Raw genomic sequence first — 15140 nt, forward strand, 5'->3', positions numbered from 1 at the left:
GAGAATTAGGAGAAAGAATTATGGATAAGAAAAAAAATATTTCAATGGCCGTAATTAAGAGGTTACCAAAATATCACAGATATTTGCAAGAATTATTGAAAAATGATGTAGATAGAATATCTTCAAAAGAATTAGGAGAAAAAATAGGTTTTACTGCATCTCAAATAAGACAAGATTTAAATTGTTTTGGGGATTTTGGACAGCAAGGATACGGATACAATGTTAAAGATCTTTATAATCAAATTAGCTTAATTTTAGGGCTAAATAGAGAGTATAAAGGTATAATACTTGGTGCGGGAAACATAGGGCAAGCAATTGCTAATTATAGCAGATTTGCTCAAGTAGGGTTAGATATAGTGGCTATATTTGATGCTAATCCAAAATTAATAGGAATGAGAATAAGAGATATAGAAATTCAAGATATTGATAATCTAAGAAATTACTTATTAGGAAATTCAGTAGATATTGGTATAATATGTGTACCAAGAATAAATGCACAAAAGGTATGCGATGCCTTAGTAGAAAATGGAGTAACTGGAATATGGAATTTTGCACCTGTGGATTTAGTGGTGCCTGAAGATGTTACAGTTGAAAATGTACATTTATCAGAAAGTTTATTAACATTAATATACTTATTAAATGATAAAGAGGAGTCTAGAGAAGAACTTTAGAGGATTACCTTAAATTAGAAATATATATTGCAAAAGAATTTTTAAAAGATTATAATTATAATTGAAGCCAATGCTTCAATTATTTTTTTTATTAATTGTTAATCTTATAACAATTAATAAAATTAAATGCATATTTGAGATGTCAAACCAGTATAATTATGGTTAAAAGGGAGGACTTTGTCATGGAATTAAAAAATATAATTCTTGAAAAAGAAGGACATTTAGCTATTGTTACAATCAATAGGCCTAAAGCATTAAATGCTTTGAACTCTGATACTTTAAAGGATTTAGATGTAGTATTAGATGACCTAGAAAATGATAACAATATCTATTCTGTTATTTTAACAGGTTCTGGTGAAAAAGCATTTGTTGCCGGTGCTGATATATCAGAAATGAAAGATTTATCTGAAGAAGAAGGAAGAAAATTTGGACTTTTAGGAAATAGAGTTTTCAGAAGATTAGAAAAATTGGACAAGCCTGTAATTGCAGCTGTATCAGGATTTGCTCTTGGTGGCGGATGTGAATTAGCTATGGCATGTGACATTAGAATAGCTTCAGAAAAGGCTAAGTTTGCTCAACCTGAAGCAGGACTTGGAATAACTCCAGGTTTTGGTGGAACTCAAAGATTACCAAGATTAGTAGGGGAAGGTAAGGCTAAAGAGCTTATTTATACATGTGCAACTATAAAGGCAGATGAAGCTTTAAGAATTGGATTAGTAAATAAGGTTGTACCACTTGAAAACTTAATGGATGAAGCAAGAAATATGGCAAATGCAATTATGGCAAATGCTCCAATAGCAGTTAAGCTATGTAAGGATGCTATAAATAGAGGAATGCAAGTGGATATAGATGAAGCAATTGAAATAGAGGCAGAGGATTTTGGAAAATGTTTTGCAACTGAAGATCAAAAAGAAGGAATGACTGCTTTTATGGAAAGAAGAGCTAAAAATTTTTCAAATAAATAGTCGGAAAAAATAGAATATATTAAAATATTATAAAAATTCAAAATTGAACTAAGTTTCAAGAAAAGGGTACAATATGGAGGAGGTATAATTAATGAATTTTCAATTAACTAGAGAACAAGAATTAGTAAAAAAAATGGTTAGAGAATTCGCTTTGAATGAAGTTAAACCAATAGCTGCTGAAATTGATGAAACAGAAAGATTTCCTATGGAAAATGTTGAAAAGATGGCTAAGCTTGGAATGTTAGGAATACCATTTTCAAAAGAATATGGTGGAGCTGGTGGAGACACCCTTTCATATATATTAGCAGTAGAGGAATTATCTAAGGTATGTGGAACAACTGGGGTTATAGTTTCTGCTCATACTTCACTATGCGCTTCTTTAATAGATCAATTTGGTACTAAGGAGCAAAAGGAAAAGTATTTAACAGATTTAGCAACAGGTAAAAAATTAGGTGCTTTTGGATTAACTGAACCAGGTGCAGGAACAGATGCAGCAGGACAACAAACTGTAGCTGTTTTAGAAGGAGACAATTATATATTAAATGGATCAAAGATATTTATCACTAACGGGGGAGTGGCTGATACATTTATTATATTTGCAATGACTGATAAGAGTAAGGGTACAAAAGGAATTTCAGCATTTATAGTTGAAAAGGAATTTGAAGGTTTCTCAATTGGAAAGAAAGAAGACAAACTTGGTATAAGAGGCTCATCAACTACAGAATTAGTAATGAGTAATTGTGTAGTTCCAAAGGAAAATTTAGTTGGACAAGAAGGAAAGGGCTTTGGTATAGCTATGAAGACTCTAGATGGAGGAAGAATAGGTATAGCGGCTCAAGCTTTAGGAATAGCTGAAGGAGCTTTTGAAGAAGCTGTAAATTATATGAAGGAAAGAAAACAGTTCGGAAGACCATTAGCAGCTTTCCAAGGATTACAATGGATGATAGCTGATATGGATACAAAAATTGAAGCAGCGAGACATTTAGTTTATAAAGCAGCTTGGTTAAAGGATAATAAACAACCGTATTCAGTAGATGCAGCAAGAGCTAAACTTTATGCAGCAGAAGTAGCTATGGATGTTACTACTAAGGCTGTACAAATCTTTGGTGGATATGGATACACTAAGGAATATCCAGTTGAAAGAATGATGAGAGATGCTAAGATAACTGAAATATATGAAGGAACTTCAGAAGTTCAAAAGATGGTTATTTCAGGAAGCGCTTTAAGATAAGGGGAGGATTTATAATGAATATAGTAGTTTGTTTAAAACAAGTTCCAGATACAACAGCTGTTAAAATTGATCCTAAAACAGGAACACTTATAAGAGACGGTGTGCCATCAATAATAAATCCAGAAGATAAGCATGCTTTAGAAGCAGCTTTAACTATAAAAGATAATGTTGGAGGAAAGGTAACTGTAATAAGCATGGGACCTCCTCAAGCACAAAGTGCATTAAGAGAAGCTTTATGTATGGGAGCTGATGAAGCTATACTTATAACAGATAGAGCTTTTGCTGGTGCTGATACTTTAGCAACTTCCAAAACTTTAGCTGGTGCTTTAAATAAGTTAGAGTATGACATAGTATTTGCAGGAAGACAAGCGATAGATGGAGATACAGCTCAAGTTGGACCAGAAATTGCAGAACATTTAGATATACCTCAAGTAACATATGTACAAGATGTAAAGATAGAAGATGATGGATTATTAATAAATAGAGCTTTAGAAGATGGATATGAATTAATTAAAGTTCAAGCTCCAGTACTTTTAACAGCTATTAAAGAATTAAATGAGCCAAGATATATGAATGTTAGATATATATTTGAAAAAGCAGATAAAGAAGTTCAATTATGGTCAGCAGATGATATTGAAGTTAATAAAGAGGAATTAGGACTTAAGGGTTCTCCAACTAAGGTTAAGAAAACTATGACCAAGGAAACTAAGGGAGCTGGAGAATTAATAACTGAAAATCCTAAGGAAGCTGTAAAATATGTATTAGGAAAATTAAAGGAAAAGCACTACATCTAAGATATATGGGAGGTAAAAAAGATGAATATAGCAGATTACAAGGGCGTTTGGGTATTTGCTGAGCAAAGAGAAGGAGAACTTCAAAAGGTTTCTCTTGAATTACTTGGTGAAGGAAGAAAAATTGCAGATAAATTAGGCGTAAAATTAACAGCATTATTATTAGGTAATAAGGTAAAAGGATTAGCTGATACATTAGGAAGACATGGGGCTGATGAAGTTTTAGTTGCTGAAAATAGCTTATTAGAACATTATACTACTGATGGATATACTAAGGTAATATGTGATTTGGCAAATGAAAGAAAGCCTGGTATAGTACTTATAGGTGCAACATTTATCGGAAGAGATTTAGGTCCTAGAGTAGCAGCAAGATTATCTACAGGATTAACTGCTGACTGTACAGTTTTAGATGTTGATGTAGAAAAGGCAGATTTACTTGCTACAAGACCTGCATTTGGTGGAAACTTGATGGCAACAATTGCTTGTCCTGATCATAGACCACAAATGGCTACAGTAAGACCAGGAGTATTTGAAAAGCTTCCTGATGAAGAAAGAAGTTTCAATGTTGAAGAAGTTGAAGTAAAAATAGAAGAAGCAGATATAAGAACAAAAATTGTTGAAATAATAAAAGAAGCAAAGGAAATTGTTGATATAAGTGAAGCAAACTTTATAGTATCAGGTGGTAGAGGAGTTGGTTCACAAGAAAACTTTGCAATTTTAGAAGAGTTAGCAGAAGTATTAGGTGGAACAGTAGCAGGGTCAAGAGCGGCAGTTGAAAATGGATGGATAGATAGAGATTATCAAGTTGGACAAACTGGAAAAACAGTAAGACCTACTATTTATATAGCATGTGGTATTTCAGGAGCTATTCAGCACGTAGCTGGTATGCAAGAATCAGATATGATAATTGCTATAAATAAGGATCCAGGAGCTCCAATAATGAAAGCAGCAGACTATGCAATAGTTGGAGATTTATTAAAAGTTGTACCGGAAATGACATCTCAAATAAAAGAAATAAAAAATAATTAAGAATTAAAAATTAAGAATGAAGAATTATTGAATAAACGCAAATGCGTTTAAAAAGATAGAAAATGGGGTTCCTCCATTTTCAACATTAATTTTACATTCTTAATTATACATTTTACATTTAAATAGGAGGGTTTTGAAAATGGAAAAGATTTTTGTAATTGGTGCTGGTACTATGGGAGCTGGAATAGTTCAAGCATTCGCTCAAAAAGGATATGAAGTTATAGTTAGAGATATAAAAGATGAGTTCGTTGAAAGAGGAATTAGTGGAATTAACAAGGGTTTAACTAAGTTAGTTGCTAAAGGAAAGATCACTGAAGAGGATAAGGAAGCTATACTTTCAAGAATAACTGGAACAACTGATTTAGCTCTTGCTGAAGATTGTGATTTAGTAATTGAAGCAGCTGTAGAAAATATGGAAATTAAGAAGAGTATATTTGCAGAATTAGATGGAATTTGTAAGGAATCTACTATTTTAGCTTCTAATACATCTTCTTTATCAATAACAGAAGTTGCATCTGCTACAAAGAGACCAGATAAGGTTATTGGAATGCACTTCTTCAACCCAGCTCCAGTAATGAAGCTTGTTGAAATTATAAGAGGCATGGCAACATCTCAAGAAACTTTTGATGCTGTAAAAGAAGTTTCAGTTGCAATTGGAAAAGAGCCAGTAGAAGTTGCAGAAGCTCCAGGATTTGTAGTTAATAGAATACTTATTCCAATGATTAATGAAGCAACATTTATTCTTCAAGAAGGAATAGCATCAGTTGAAGATATAGATACTTCAATGAAATATGGAGCAAACCACCCAATGGGACCATTAGCTTTAGGAGATCTTATAGGTTTAGATGTTTGTCTAGCTATTATGGATGTTTTATATAATGAAACAGGTGATAGCAAGTATAGAGCAAGTAACCTATTAAGAAAGTATGTTAGAGCTGGTTACCTTGGAAGAAAGACTGGAAGAGGTTTTTACACTTACTAAAATTAAAATATATATTACCACAAAGGGGCTGTATTTCACAGCCCTTTTTCATTTTATTATTTTCAGTGCTTTGATACAAATAACATCAAAATTTGTTAATTATTAATTGTTAATTGTTAACTATAATATGTTTTATGGTATAATAATTCTTAGGTAATAAGGAATAGTTCGTTAAAGATTAGGGGATAAATAATATATTGATCAAAGCTTACGAGGTGAAGAAATGGATTTTAAAAATGTCAAATTTGAAGAAGATAAGGTTATTATAGAAGGAGTAAAAAACTTTAATATAAAGCAAATATTAGAGTGTGGACAATGCTTTAGATGGGATAAGATAAGTGATACAAATTACATAGTAGTTGCTTATGGTAGAGTAATAGAAATACTTCAAAATAATGATGAAGTAATAATATATAATTCTAATGAAGAAGATTTTAATAATATTTGGTTAAGATATTTTGACTTAGAAAGAAATTATGATGAAATTAAAGAAGTATTAGCTAAAGATGAAATATTAAGAAAAAGTGTTGAATTTGGATACGGTATTAGAATATTAAATCAAGATCCATTTGAAATGCTAATAAGCTTTATAATATCTGCAAGAAATAGTATTCCTTCAATAAAGAAGACTGTTAAAAAGATTTGTGAAGCTTTTGGACACAAAATAGAATATAAGGGTGAAGAATATTATACATTCCCAACTCCAAGAGATATTAAAGGTGCTACTTTAGAAGAAATACAAGCAACAGGAGCATCCTTTAGAAGTAAGTACATAGTTGATACTATAAATAAGGTTAATTTAGCATTAGAAGCTAAGGAGGATATGAATAATAATCCAAGTAAATATGAAGAAAGACCGGAAATATTAGATTTCGATTTAGATTATATAAAGAGCTTAAATGATGATGAATGTCACATAGCTCTTCAAAAGTTTATGGGAGTAGGAGCAAAGGTTGCTGATTGTATAATGCTATTTTCAATGACAAAACATTCAGCCTTTCCAGTAGATGTATGGGTTAAAAGAGCTATGATACATTTCTATGTAGCACCAGATTTATCATTAAATAAAATGAGAGTATTTGCAAGAGATAAGTTTGGAGCTTTATCTGGAATGGCTCAACAATATCTTTTCTATTATGCTAGAGAAAATAAGATAGAAGTTTAGAACTTTAGCAATATAATATATTGGAAATTTATTAGAATAAATATATAATTATATTAGGGGATTTTACAGTAAAATACATATAGTAATTGTGGTTTAAACAAAGCAATAAATGTACAACAACATCAGATACATCCTACTATAAACATGTAAAAGTATGTAGGGGGAAAGAAAATGTATTATTTAGGAATTGATGGAGGCGGAACTAAAACAAAATATTTATTAGTTGATGACAGCTTGAAAAAAGTTGCAGAAGTTGAGGGATCAACTATTCATATTCATCAAGTTGGAGTAGAAGGAATTAAGGCTCAATTAACAGAAAATATTGCTAAAATATGTGAAGAAGCTAAGATATCAGTAAAGGACATAGCTTATGCTTTTGCAGGAGTTCCTGGATATGGAGAAAGCTTAGATGATATGGAAAAGATAGATAAAGCAATTAAAGAAGTTATGGAATTTCCATATTCAATAGATAATGATGCTGTTAATGGTTGGGCTGGTGGTACAGCTTGCAAACCAGGTGTTAATATTGTGGCAGGTACAGGAAGTATAGCTTATGGAAGAAACGCAGAAGGTAAATTAGCAAGATGTGGAGGCTTTGGACCAGGAATAGGTGACGATGGAAGTGCTTATTGGATAGCTCTTAAGACTATAAATGAATATACTAAGCAAAAAGACGGAAGAAAAGAAAAAACAGTTTTAGTAGATATACTAGAGAAGGAATATGGAATTACTTATAGGTATGAAATAGTTGAAATAGTATTTAATAAATTAAAGTTTAATAGAACAGAAATAGCTAAGTTTTCTACTATATGTTATTTAGCTGCAGAAGCAGGGTGTCCAGCTTGTAAGGGAATATTTAGAGAAGTTGCAAAGTCCATATTTGAACATATAAATGCTATATCAAAAGAACTAAACTTTAATGATGAATTTGTAGTTTCATATACTGGTGGTGTATTTAAAGCAGGAAAACATGTATTAGAACCATTAAAAGAAATGATAAAGGAATCAGGACTAAAATGTTATCTACAAGAACCAGCCTTAGATCCATGGAATGGTTCAGTATTACTTGCTTATACATTAGCAGGAAATGAAGTACCTGATAATGCAAAAGATATTTTAAAATAATAAAAATTATAAATCATACATTTTACATTAAGGGGCTGTTATTAGCAGCTCCTTTTTATTCTTTTAATATATTTACAGTAATGGTATAATATACAAGAGGGGGCAGAGGAAAAAAGATGAAATATCTAATTAATGTACTAGTTTTATTAATCCTAATTTTTATATCATTACTAGTAATTACATATCAAATTACTAACGAAAAAATAAGTAAAAAAATAAAAATTGTAGCTGTAAATATGATATATATGATGCCAGTAATATCATTAATAGGTGGGATTTTATTTCTTCTTTTTGAGATTGCACTTAGTGTTATAAAATTTAATGAATATTACTATTTAGATGTCTTTATAGTAGCTATTTATGGAATTTTTATAATATTTTTAGGGGATTATATAAGTAAAATTATTCTTAGACAAATAAGCGCTAGTATTTTCTCTAGAAAATATGGAGGAGAAAAATTAACTCATAAAGAAATGAGAGAAATATATAGGAAGAATCAAGATAGTCTAATTTTATGGAATTATATTTTAATTTTCATTATATGTGGAATTTTATATAGCGTGGTAGCTGAGATTATATTACTTGAAACTAATTTATTAATTATAATTATATTCTCCTTAATTACCACGATATCATATTGGATTTTATTTAGAAAAATTATTTAATAAAAAATTAATCCCAGTAAAGCCTATTGCTTTACTGGGATATTTTTATAAATTATGCAGCAAATATATTAAAGAATCCACCAACAATACCAATTACAAGTAATAATCCGATACATTGAACAGGAGTCCATTTTCTCTTCTTAATTAAGTAGAATAACATTAATGTTAATAGAAGAGGAATCATTCCAGGAAGAACACCATCTAATATATTTTGTATATTAATTGGAGTTTCACCATTTGGTATTTCAATAGCTAATTTTGTAGCACCATAGTTTGAAGTAAGTGCTCCAACTATAAATACTCCTAGCATAGAAGCTGAACGTGTAAATTCTTTAGCATTTTTAGTTAAGATATCAATAGCTTTTGAACCTAAGTTATATGACCAGTGCATTAACCAGTATCTTATTAAGAACTGAACAGCATTGAATATCAACAAGAATAATATTGGTCCTGCTAAAGAGCCTTCGATAGCCATATTAGCAGTAATACCAGCAGTAATTGGAACTAAAGTAAACCAGAAAATAGCATCTCCAATTCCACCTAAAGGTCCCATAGCAGCAACACGGACAGCTCTAATAGTGTTAGTGTCAGCTTTTTGTTGTTCTAATGATAATATTATACCCATAACAAAAGTTACAAGGAATGGGTGAGTATTAAAGAATTCTAGATTGTGCTTCATAGACTTTGAAAGGTCATCTTTATCAGTATGAATTTTTTCAAGTCCAGGTAATATTCCATATAACCATCCAGCAGCTTGCATTCTTTCATAGTTAAATGAAGCTTGTAAGAATAATGAACGCCAAACCATTTTATTTAAAGTCTTTTTGTCAAGTTGTTTGGCAGGAGTTAAATCATTATATAATGTTGTATTAGATTCCATCTTCTTCATCTCCTCCTACTCCTATATATGCCCCAGCAGATTTCATTTTAACGTTAGTTTGGAAGTCGTAAATGCATACTGCAATTCCAATAAGTGCAATTAATAATAATGCTGAGCTAGCTAAACCTTCTATCTTTCCGATAATAGTTGCAAGTGCAAAACCTGCAAAATAAATTCCCCATAAGTCCTTTGATAACATAATACGTAATAAAATTGCAAATCCAACATAACGCATCATTTTTCCTGCTGCGCTAAGTCCGTTCATAAACCAAGCATATTGTGTTGATAGAGCAGATAATTTATCACCAGCAGCACTACCACCTATTAAACCAATAACAACTACAATTGCAAATAATAACCCTAAAGCAGCCATTGCTCCATAGTTAAGTTTTTCAATACCCTTTACATCTGCTTTCTCAGCATATTTATCAGCTTTTGACATTAATGGTGCCATAATTGTAAATAAGAAAGTAACAAAATATTGTCCAAGTAGTGCGAATGGAACAGCTAGTCCAACTGCTGCACCAGCATCTAATTTTGAAGAAACAGCAAAAACTACTGCCATTATACCTCCGATAACAGCATTTGGAGGTTGAGCTCCACCTACAGGCATGTTACCGATTGTCATTAATTGATAAGTACCACCTACAATAAGTCCAGTTTGTAAATCTCCAAGAATTGCACCAATGACAGCTCCGGATACGATTGGTTGATATAATGACTCTAAGAAACTAAATTGGTCAATAGCTGCAATAAATGCAAATACTGCAACCAATAGAATTTGAATAATGTTAAAATCCATTTGGCATAACCTCCCATATTATTTAATTATTTAAAGAGTTTATCAAGATTTTCAGAACTTTCAGTAGGAACTCTTCTTATTTCAAGTTCTACTCCTAATTCTTTTAATTTTTTGAATGCTTCTACATCTTTATCATCCACTGCAACTGAGCCGACAACTTGTCTTTTCCCTTCGGCCATATGCATATTTCCGATGTTAACCTTTTTTATTGGAACGCCACCTTCTACAAGTTTTAATACATCTGAAGGAGTTTCACAAACTATAAATATAAGTTGTTTAGCATTAGCTTTATGAATAGTAGATATAGTTTTTTCTAATGTCCAATAACGAGTTGAAGCATAAGATGGTGCACACATATCCATTAGACCTTGTCTAAGCTTGTCCCCAGCAACAACATCATTTGCAACTAGGATTAAGTTTGCTCCAATAGAACCACACCATTGAGTTGCAACTTGTCCATGAATTAATCTGTTATCTATTCTTGTCAATACAATATTTGGCATATTATCACCTCCTTTTGTGTGAAAAAGAAATTATTTCCACTAGATGATAAAATTATATACTTAATATGAATAATAATCTTTATACTTTTTAGTGTTTATTTTGATTTTTTTAACAACGTTTACAAAATGAGGGTGGTTTTATTGTTTTGAAAAAAATTGGTTTTAGTAGTATTATATAGTATATAGATAAGTTCAAATTTAATAGTTATTAAAATACTATAATTTAGAATTTATTGAATATAATTTAGGTAAAGAAAATATTTTATTTAAATTATATATGAATTTATATTGAGGTGATTTATTATGTATGATAAAACAACTAGTGCTCAATTTATGAAATATGGTTCTATTTATGATGAAGCTAAGGACATAGTTAAAGAGAATTTAATAATAAATCAAATAGTAACTAGCGACAAAGTTATATCTAGTTTATATAAATTTACAGAAACAACATATATAGAAATTGTTGAAGGAATGGCATCTATATTAATAAGTGATTCAATTAATGGTGATTTTAAGCTTTTTGCAGTTCATAGAAAATTAGAAATTAAGCCTAATATGTACTTCAATATTGTTTCAATGACAGAAAAAACTACTTTTAAGTTAATAATACCAGAACAATATAACCTTAAACTTGAATTTTTAAATCCACCTTATGTATATAGTAGAATATTGCCAACAATAAACATTCCTGAAATTATGGCATACTATTATACAATAAAAAGTCCAAATTATAAATTCAAAGGAGAAAGACATAATTTGTACGAGCTTACCTTTGTTGATAATGGGACTTTAAACACATCAATTGACGGCGTTGAATATATATTAAATTCATCTGATTTAATTATATATGGAAAAAATCAATTCCATACACAATCCGTAAATAATGATTCAAGTTGTTCATACTTAACAATTATGTTTGATATGGAATGCGATGATGATAGTTTAATATGTAATAGGGTATTTCATTGTAGAAATGAATTATATAATGCTGTAAGAACTTTTGCTAAAAATATATCGAGTACAATACCATATTCAGAAAATCTTATTTGGAGTAATTTCCATGAGGTTATAATTAGGCTATTTCAATATGATTATTTAGGAATTGATTACAGTAAGGTACCTAAAGAGTCACACCAGCATTTCCAAGATGAATTATTAGAAGGAATATTAGAGTACATTGATAAGAAAATTTCATCTCCAATTAGTATAGGTGAGCTTTGTAGTAAATTTTCAATTTCAAGATCATCACTACAAACATTGTTTAAAAATAATTTAAACACATCACCAAAGAAATATATTAATGATTTGAAATTAGCTAAGAGTAAACAAATGATTAAGGAAAATAAGTACACTATTACGGAAATAGCCTTTATGTTAGGTTTTAATTCAATACATTATTTTTCAAGGGCCTTCACTCAACATTATGAGATAAGTCCTAGTGAATATGCACAAACCATATTTAAAAATTAAGAGATAAACATTATATTCCTTGTTCCGTCGCATGCGCTCCAAGTCACCGTAATACAATGTTTATCTCTTTGCAAACGGAAGGAAGGAAATTATAAAAACTCTCTCTTACACTATGAAATTTACTATTCTCATAAAACTATCTATATATTTGACTTTATTATAATTTCCTAAAAAAATAAAAAAAGGGCTGATAAAACAGCCCTTTAATTTGGTTATCCTTTATTTTTTTCATAAGTAAGGATTTTTATCCTATACTTTGAATAGCATATCTAGATACAGTTATTACTGTATTTTTAGCAATTTCAATTTCTACAGTTTCTTTTCCAGCAGATACTACCTTACCGTAAATTCCTCCACAGAACATAACCTTCATTCCAGACTTTAATTCCAGATGAACATCCTTAAGCTCAGAGGTTCTTTTTTTAATATTTTTAGCTGATATAAAAAGTAATATTAAAGCAGCTATACCTACTAATATCCCAACAGTAATGCATGTCCATAAAACAACTTCCCAATTTATCATAATTAAATACCGTCCTCAACTTCAATTTCTTCATGAACTAAAAAATCAAACTTTACAATTCCGTTTTTGCCTATTTCAATTGATGATTCAGTTAAAGAATTTAAATCATTTGAAAAATCTTTACTCATAGAAATTTCAAGGATCATAGGCAAGTTTGTGCCAGAAACTACTTCCATTGGCTTTTCTATTTCAGTTTTAATTTCAACTAAGGTTTTAAAAGGTGATCCTCCTGCTAAATCGCTAAGTGCTAGGATGCTATCACAGTTATCTAAATTTTCTAATGAATTATAATATTTCTTTCTTAAGTCTTCTATAGAATCTGTTTCTTCAAAGTCAACATATTCTATATTATTAGATTCGCCTACAATTAGTTTTAAAGATGTGTGTAGTCCAGAAGCAAAGTTACCATGTCCACTAATTATTAATCCTATCATTTTATCATCTCCCAAAATAGATTATACAATATTTGATAATTATAATTATAATACCCAGTAATTTAAATTCAATAATGGTGGTGAAATATATAATATATAGATTAAAAAGTGCAAATATTAGATAAGGGAACTTGTGTATAATTATAGATAAATTGAAGGGGGGATAGTATGCTGATACAAAGTAAAAAGGTGTGGATTGCCGATCAATTTGTTCCAGCTCAAATAGAAATTGATGATAATAAAATAGTTAATATTTATGAATATAATGAAATAAAAGATTTTTATGATTATGGCAGCAAGAGAATTTTGCCAGGATTTATTGATATTCATTGTCATGGGGCATATGGATTTGATACTAATGATTCAAATGAGCAGGGATTAAGAAATTGGACAAAAGCAATACCAAGTGAAGGGGTTACTTCCATATTGCCTACTACTATAACACAAAGTAAAGAAGTTCTTACTAAAGCTTTAAGTAATGTTGCAAAAGTTGTTGAAGAAGGTTATGAAGGTGCAGAAATATTGGGGATTCATTTTGAGGGACCGTATCTTGATATGGAGTATAAGGGAGCACAACCTGAAAAATACATAGTAAAGCCTACTATTAAAGAGTTTCAAAATTATCAAAAGATAGCAAAGGGTTTAATAAAGTATGTAACTTTGGCAACTGAGACAGATGAAGATTATTCACTTACAGAGTATTTATTTAGTAATGATATAGTAGTGAGCATAGGACATTCAGCATCAACATATGAAGAGGCAATATTTGCTTTTGCACATGGGGCTAGATCACAAACTCATGTATATAATGGTATGACGCCATTTAATCATAGAAAAAATGGATTGGTAGGAGCAGCACTAAGAATTAAAGGCATGTATGGCGAGATAATTTGCGATGGAAATCATTCCACTACTGCAGCTCTATATAATTTCTTTAATGCAAAGGGACCTGATTATGGAATTATGGTTACAGATTCTTTAATGGCAAAGGGGTACAAGCCAGGATCTAAATTTATTTTTGGTGGAAATGAAATAGAAATTTATGAAGATGGAAGTGCACATCTAGTAGAAACAAAAGGATTAGCTGGTTCTACATTAAGGATGAATGAGGGACTTAGAATATTAGTTGAAGAAGCTATGGTACCTTTTAATTATGCTATTAATTCATGCACAATTAATCCAGCTAAGTGTTTAGGTATTGATAAACGAAAAGGAAGAATAGGCGTTGGATATGACAGTGACCTAGTGATACTTAATGATGATTATTCAGTACATCAAACATATTGTTTAGGAAAGGTGATGCTATAGTGAAAAGGGAAAATTTAAATTTAGCTGGAAGCAACATATATTTAGATAGATATGGAGATAGAGTTTATTATAATGTTTTTAATAAAAATGGATACATTGTATCACAGCAAGCAGAGCAAAAGTTCAAGCTGTTTTATTACAGATATTCAACTATATTCATTGTTATGATTTTATTAGGAGATTATTTTAATTCTTTTCAAAATACACTTTTAGTTGGTTTGGGAGCTGTAGTTTTAGTAGAACTATACTTTAGGTTCATTTTTTTAAAGAAGCTAAAGGTAATTAAAAACTTTAAAAGGGAACGTAAAACATCTAAATTAGAAAGCTTAATTAATAGTAAGGAAAAAGAAAAAACAATAATGAAAGCATGTGCTTATATTTTATTAAGTGTTCTTATTATTTTAAATGCAATACAACAAAATTTTGATGTATTATTTTTTGCTTTAAGCTTAGTAGGTTCATTATACAGCTTTTATATTGGAATCCTTAATATTATTGCTTTTAGCAAAATGAAAAAAATTAGTTAATTTTAAAATTAATATAAATTAAACAAACTAGTGATTATAACATTAATTGTTAGAGGAGGTATTAAA

17 protein-coding genes are annotated in these 15140 nt (G+C 30.2%); 12 read left to right on the top strand and 5 right to left on the bottom strand.

The features are described 5' to 3' along the window. The first annotated feature begins 20 nt into the window (after positions 1-20). From BN6774_RS03565 to BN6774_RS03605, 9 genes are all read left to right on the top strand, one after another. A complete protein-coding gene (locus BN6774_RS03565; RefSeq protein ID WP_066890111.1) occupies positions 21-671 on the top strand; it encodes a redox-sensing transcriptional repressor Rex in 651 nt (216 codons plus the stop codon). Between the two features lie 182 nt (positions 672-853). Then, positions 854-1636, top strand: a complete 783-nt coding sequence (locus BN6774_RS03570) for a short-chain-enoyl-CoA hydratase (RefSeq protein WP_066890113.1) — start codon at positions 854-856, stop codon at positions 1634-1636. A 91-nt stretch (positions 1637-1727) separates the two neighbouring features. Further along, positions 1728-2867, top strand: a complete 1140-nt coding sequence (locus BN6774_RS03575; protein ID WP_066890115.1) for an acyl-CoA dehydrogenase — start codon at positions 1728-1730, stop codon at positions 2865-2867. A gap of 14 nt (positions 2868-2881) precedes the next feature. After that, the gene (locus BN6774_RS03580) at positions 2882-3661 is read left to right on the top strand and encodes an electron transfer flavoprotein subunit beta/FixA family protein (protein WP_066890117.1); all 780 of its coding nucleotides are present in this window, start codon (positions 2882-2884) and stop codon (positions 3659-3661) included. 21 nt (positions 3662-3682) lie between these two features. Next, positions 3683-4687 carry an electron transfer flavoprotein subunit alpha/FixB family protein gene (locus tag BN6774_RS03585; protein WP_066890119.1) on the top strand — a complete coding sequence of 335 codons (1005 nt, stop codon included), beginning with the start codon at positions 3683-3685 and terminating at the stop codon, positions 4685-4687. 139 nt (positions 4688-4826) lie between these two features. Beyond that, complete coding sequence (locus BN6774_RS03590; protein ID WP_066890121.1) at positions 4827-5669, top strand: 3-hydroxybutyryl-CoA dehydrogenase; 843 nt, start codon at positions 4827-4829, stop codon at positions 5667-5669. Positions 5670-5892: 223 nt separating this feature from the next. Further along, complete coding sequence (locus BN6774_RS03595; RefSeq protein ID WP_066890123.1) at positions 5893-6834, top strand: DNA-3-methyladenine glycosylase family protein; 942 nt, start codon at positions 5893-5895, stop codon at positions 6832-6834. Positions 6835-7005: 171 nt separating this feature from the next. Continuing rightward, entirely contained in the window at positions 7006-7959 is a 954-nt protein-coding gene (locus BN6774_RS03600; protein ID WP_066890125.1) for an N-acetylglucosamine kinase, read from the top strand. Between the two features lie 116 nt (positions 7960-8075). Beyond that, complete coding sequence (locus BN6774_RS03605) at positions 8076-8624, top strand: hypothetical protein (RefSeq protein ID WP_066890127.1); 549 nt, start codon at positions 8076-8078, stop codon at positions 8622-8624. Positions 8625-8676: 52 nt separating this feature from the next. Here BN6774_RS03605 and BN6774_RS03610 read toward each other — a convergent pair whose 3' ends face one another. The 3 genes from BN6774_RS03610 to agaV are packed head-to-tail and all read right to left on the bottom strand — an operon-like array spanning position 8677 to position 10809. After that, on the bottom strand, positions 8677-9504 hold the full coding sequence (locus BN6774_RS03610; protein ID WP_066890129.1) for a PTS system mannose/fructose/sorbose family transporter subunit IID: 828 nt from the start codon (positions 9502-9504) through the stop codon (positions 8677-8679). After that, entirely contained in the window at positions 9494-10306 is an 813-nt protein-coding gene (locus BN6774_RS03615; RefSeq protein ID WP_066890130.1) for a PTS mannose/fructose/sorbose/N-acetylgalactosamine transporter subunit IIC, read from the bottom strand. The genes BN6774_RS03610 and BN6774_RS03615 overlap by 11 nt, the downstream gene beginning before the upstream one ends. 26 nt (positions 10307-10332) lie before the next feature. After that, entirely contained in the window at positions 10333-10809 is a 477-nt protein-coding gene (gene agaV, locus BN6774_RS03620) for a PTS N-acetylgalactosamine transporter subunit IIB (RefSeq protein WP_066890131.1), read from the bottom strand. Positions 10810-11112: 303 nt separating this feature from the next. On the opposite strand from agaV, the gene BN6774_RS03625 reads away from it, so the two are divergent. After that, on the top strand, positions 11113-12282 hold the full coding sequence (locus BN6774_RS03625; RefSeq protein ID WP_066890132.1) for a helix-turn-helix domain-containing protein: 1170 nt from the start codon (positions 11113-11115) through the stop codon (positions 12280-12282). Between the two features lie 244 nt (positions 12283-12526). Here BN6774_RS03625 and yajC read toward each other — a convergent pair whose 3' ends face one another. Beyond that, positions 12527-12805: a preprotein translocase subunit YajC gene (gene yajC / locus BN6774_RS03630; protein ID WP_066890133.1), complete on the bottom strand. Its 279-nt coding sequence runs from the start codon at positions 12803-12805 to the stop codon at positions 12527-12529. A 2-nt stretch (positions 12806-12807) separates the two neighbouring features. Further along, complete coding sequence (gene agaF / locus BN6774_RS03635) at positions 12808-13239, bottom strand: PTS galactosamine/N-acetylgalactosamine transporter subunit IIA (protein ID WP_066890134.1); 432 nt, start codon at positions 13237-13239, stop codon at positions 12808-12810. A gap of 168 nt (positions 13240-13407) precedes the next feature. Between agaF and nagA the strand changes: the two genes are divergently transcribed. Both nagA and BN6774_RS03645 read left to right on the top strand, forming a co-directional pair. Beyond that, complete coding sequence (gene nagA / locus BN6774_RS03640) at positions 13408-14547, top strand: N-acetylglucosamine-6-phosphate deacetylase (protein WP_066890136.1); 1140 nt, start codon at positions 13408-13410, stop codon at positions 14545-14547. After that, a complete protein-coding gene (locus tag BN6774_RS03645) occupies positions 14547-15074 on the top strand; it encodes a hypothetical protein (RefSeq protein WP_066890138.1) in 528 nt (175 codons plus the stop codon). Before nagA ends, BN6774_RS03645 begins: the two co-directional genes overlap by 1 nt. Positions 15075-15140 lie beyond the last annotated feature (66 nt).

The organism is Clostridium nigeriense, from assembly GCF_900086595.1.
GTDB lineage: Bacteria > Bacillota > Clostridia > Clostridiales > Clostridiaceae > Clostridium > Clostridium nigeriense.

What these genes read in the sequence shown, in the direction of transcription:
- BN6774_RS03590 (WP_066890121.1), top strand. Translation starts at nt 4,827, where the DNA reads ATGGAAAAGATTTTTGTAATTGGTGCTGGTACTATGGGAGCTGGAATA.
- BN6774_RS03585 (WP_066890119.1), top strand. Translation starts at nt 3,683, where the DNA reads ATGAATATAGCAGATTACAAGGGCGTTTGGGTATTTGCTGAGCAAAGA.
- agaF (WP_066890134.1), bottom strand. Translation starts at nt 13,239, where the DNA reads ATGATAGGATTAATAATTAGTGGACATGGTAACTTTGCTTCTGGACTA.
- agaV (WP_066890131.1), bottom strand. Translation starts at nt 10,809, where the DNA reads ATGCCAAATATTGTATTGACAAGAATAGATAACAGATTAATTCATGGA.
- BN6774_RS03610 (WP_066890129.1), bottom strand. Translation starts at nt 9,504, where the DNA reads ATGGAATCTAATACAACATTATATAATGATTTAACTCCTGCCAAACAA.
- BN6774_RS03595 (WP_066890123.1), top strand. Translation starts at nt 5,893, where the DNA reads ATGGATTTTAAAAATGTCAAATTTGAAGAAGATAAGGTTATTATAGAA.
- BN6774_RS03625 (WP_066890132.1), top strand. Translation starts at nt 11,113, where the DNA reads ATGTATGATAAAACAACTAGTGCTCAATTTATGAAATATGGTTCTATT.
- BN6774_RS03600 (WP_066890125.1), top strand. Translation starts at nt 7,006, where the DNA reads ATGTATTATTTAGGAATTGATGGAGGCGGAACTAAAACAAAATATTTA.
- yajC (WP_066890133.1), bottom strand. Translation starts at nt 12,805, where the DNA reads ATGATAAATTGGGAAGTTGTTTTATGGACATGCATTACTGTTGGGATA.
- BN6774_RS03570 (WP_066890113.1), top strand. Translation starts at nt 854, where the DNA reads ATGGAATTAAAAAATATAATTCTTGAAAAAGAAGGACATTTAGCTATT.
- nagA (WP_066890136.1), top strand. Translation starts at nt 13,408, where the DNA reads ATGCTGATACAAAGTAAAAAGGTGTGGATTGCCGATCAATTTGTTCCA.
- BN6774_RS03615 (WP_066890130.1), bottom strand. Translation starts at nt 10,306, where the DNA reads ATGGATTTTAACATTATTCAAATTCTATTGGTTGCAGTATTTGCATTT.
- BN6774_RS03575 (WP_066890115.1), top strand. Translation starts at nt 1,728, where the DNA reads ATGAATTTTCAATTAACTAGAGAACAAGAATTAGTAAAAAAAATGGTT.
- BN6774_RS03580 (WP_066890117.1), top strand. Translation starts at nt 2,882, where the DNA reads ATGAATATAGTAGTTTGTTTAAAACAAGTTCCAGATACAACAGCTGTT.
- BN6774_RS03605 (WP_066890127.1), top strand. Translation starts at nt 8,076, where the DNA reads ATGAAATATCTAATTAATGTACTAGTTTTATTAATCCTAATTTTTATA.
- BN6774_RS03565 (WP_066890111.1), top strand. Translation starts at nt 21, where the DNA reads ATGGATAAGAAAAAAAATATTTCAATGGCCGTAATTAAGAGGTTACCA.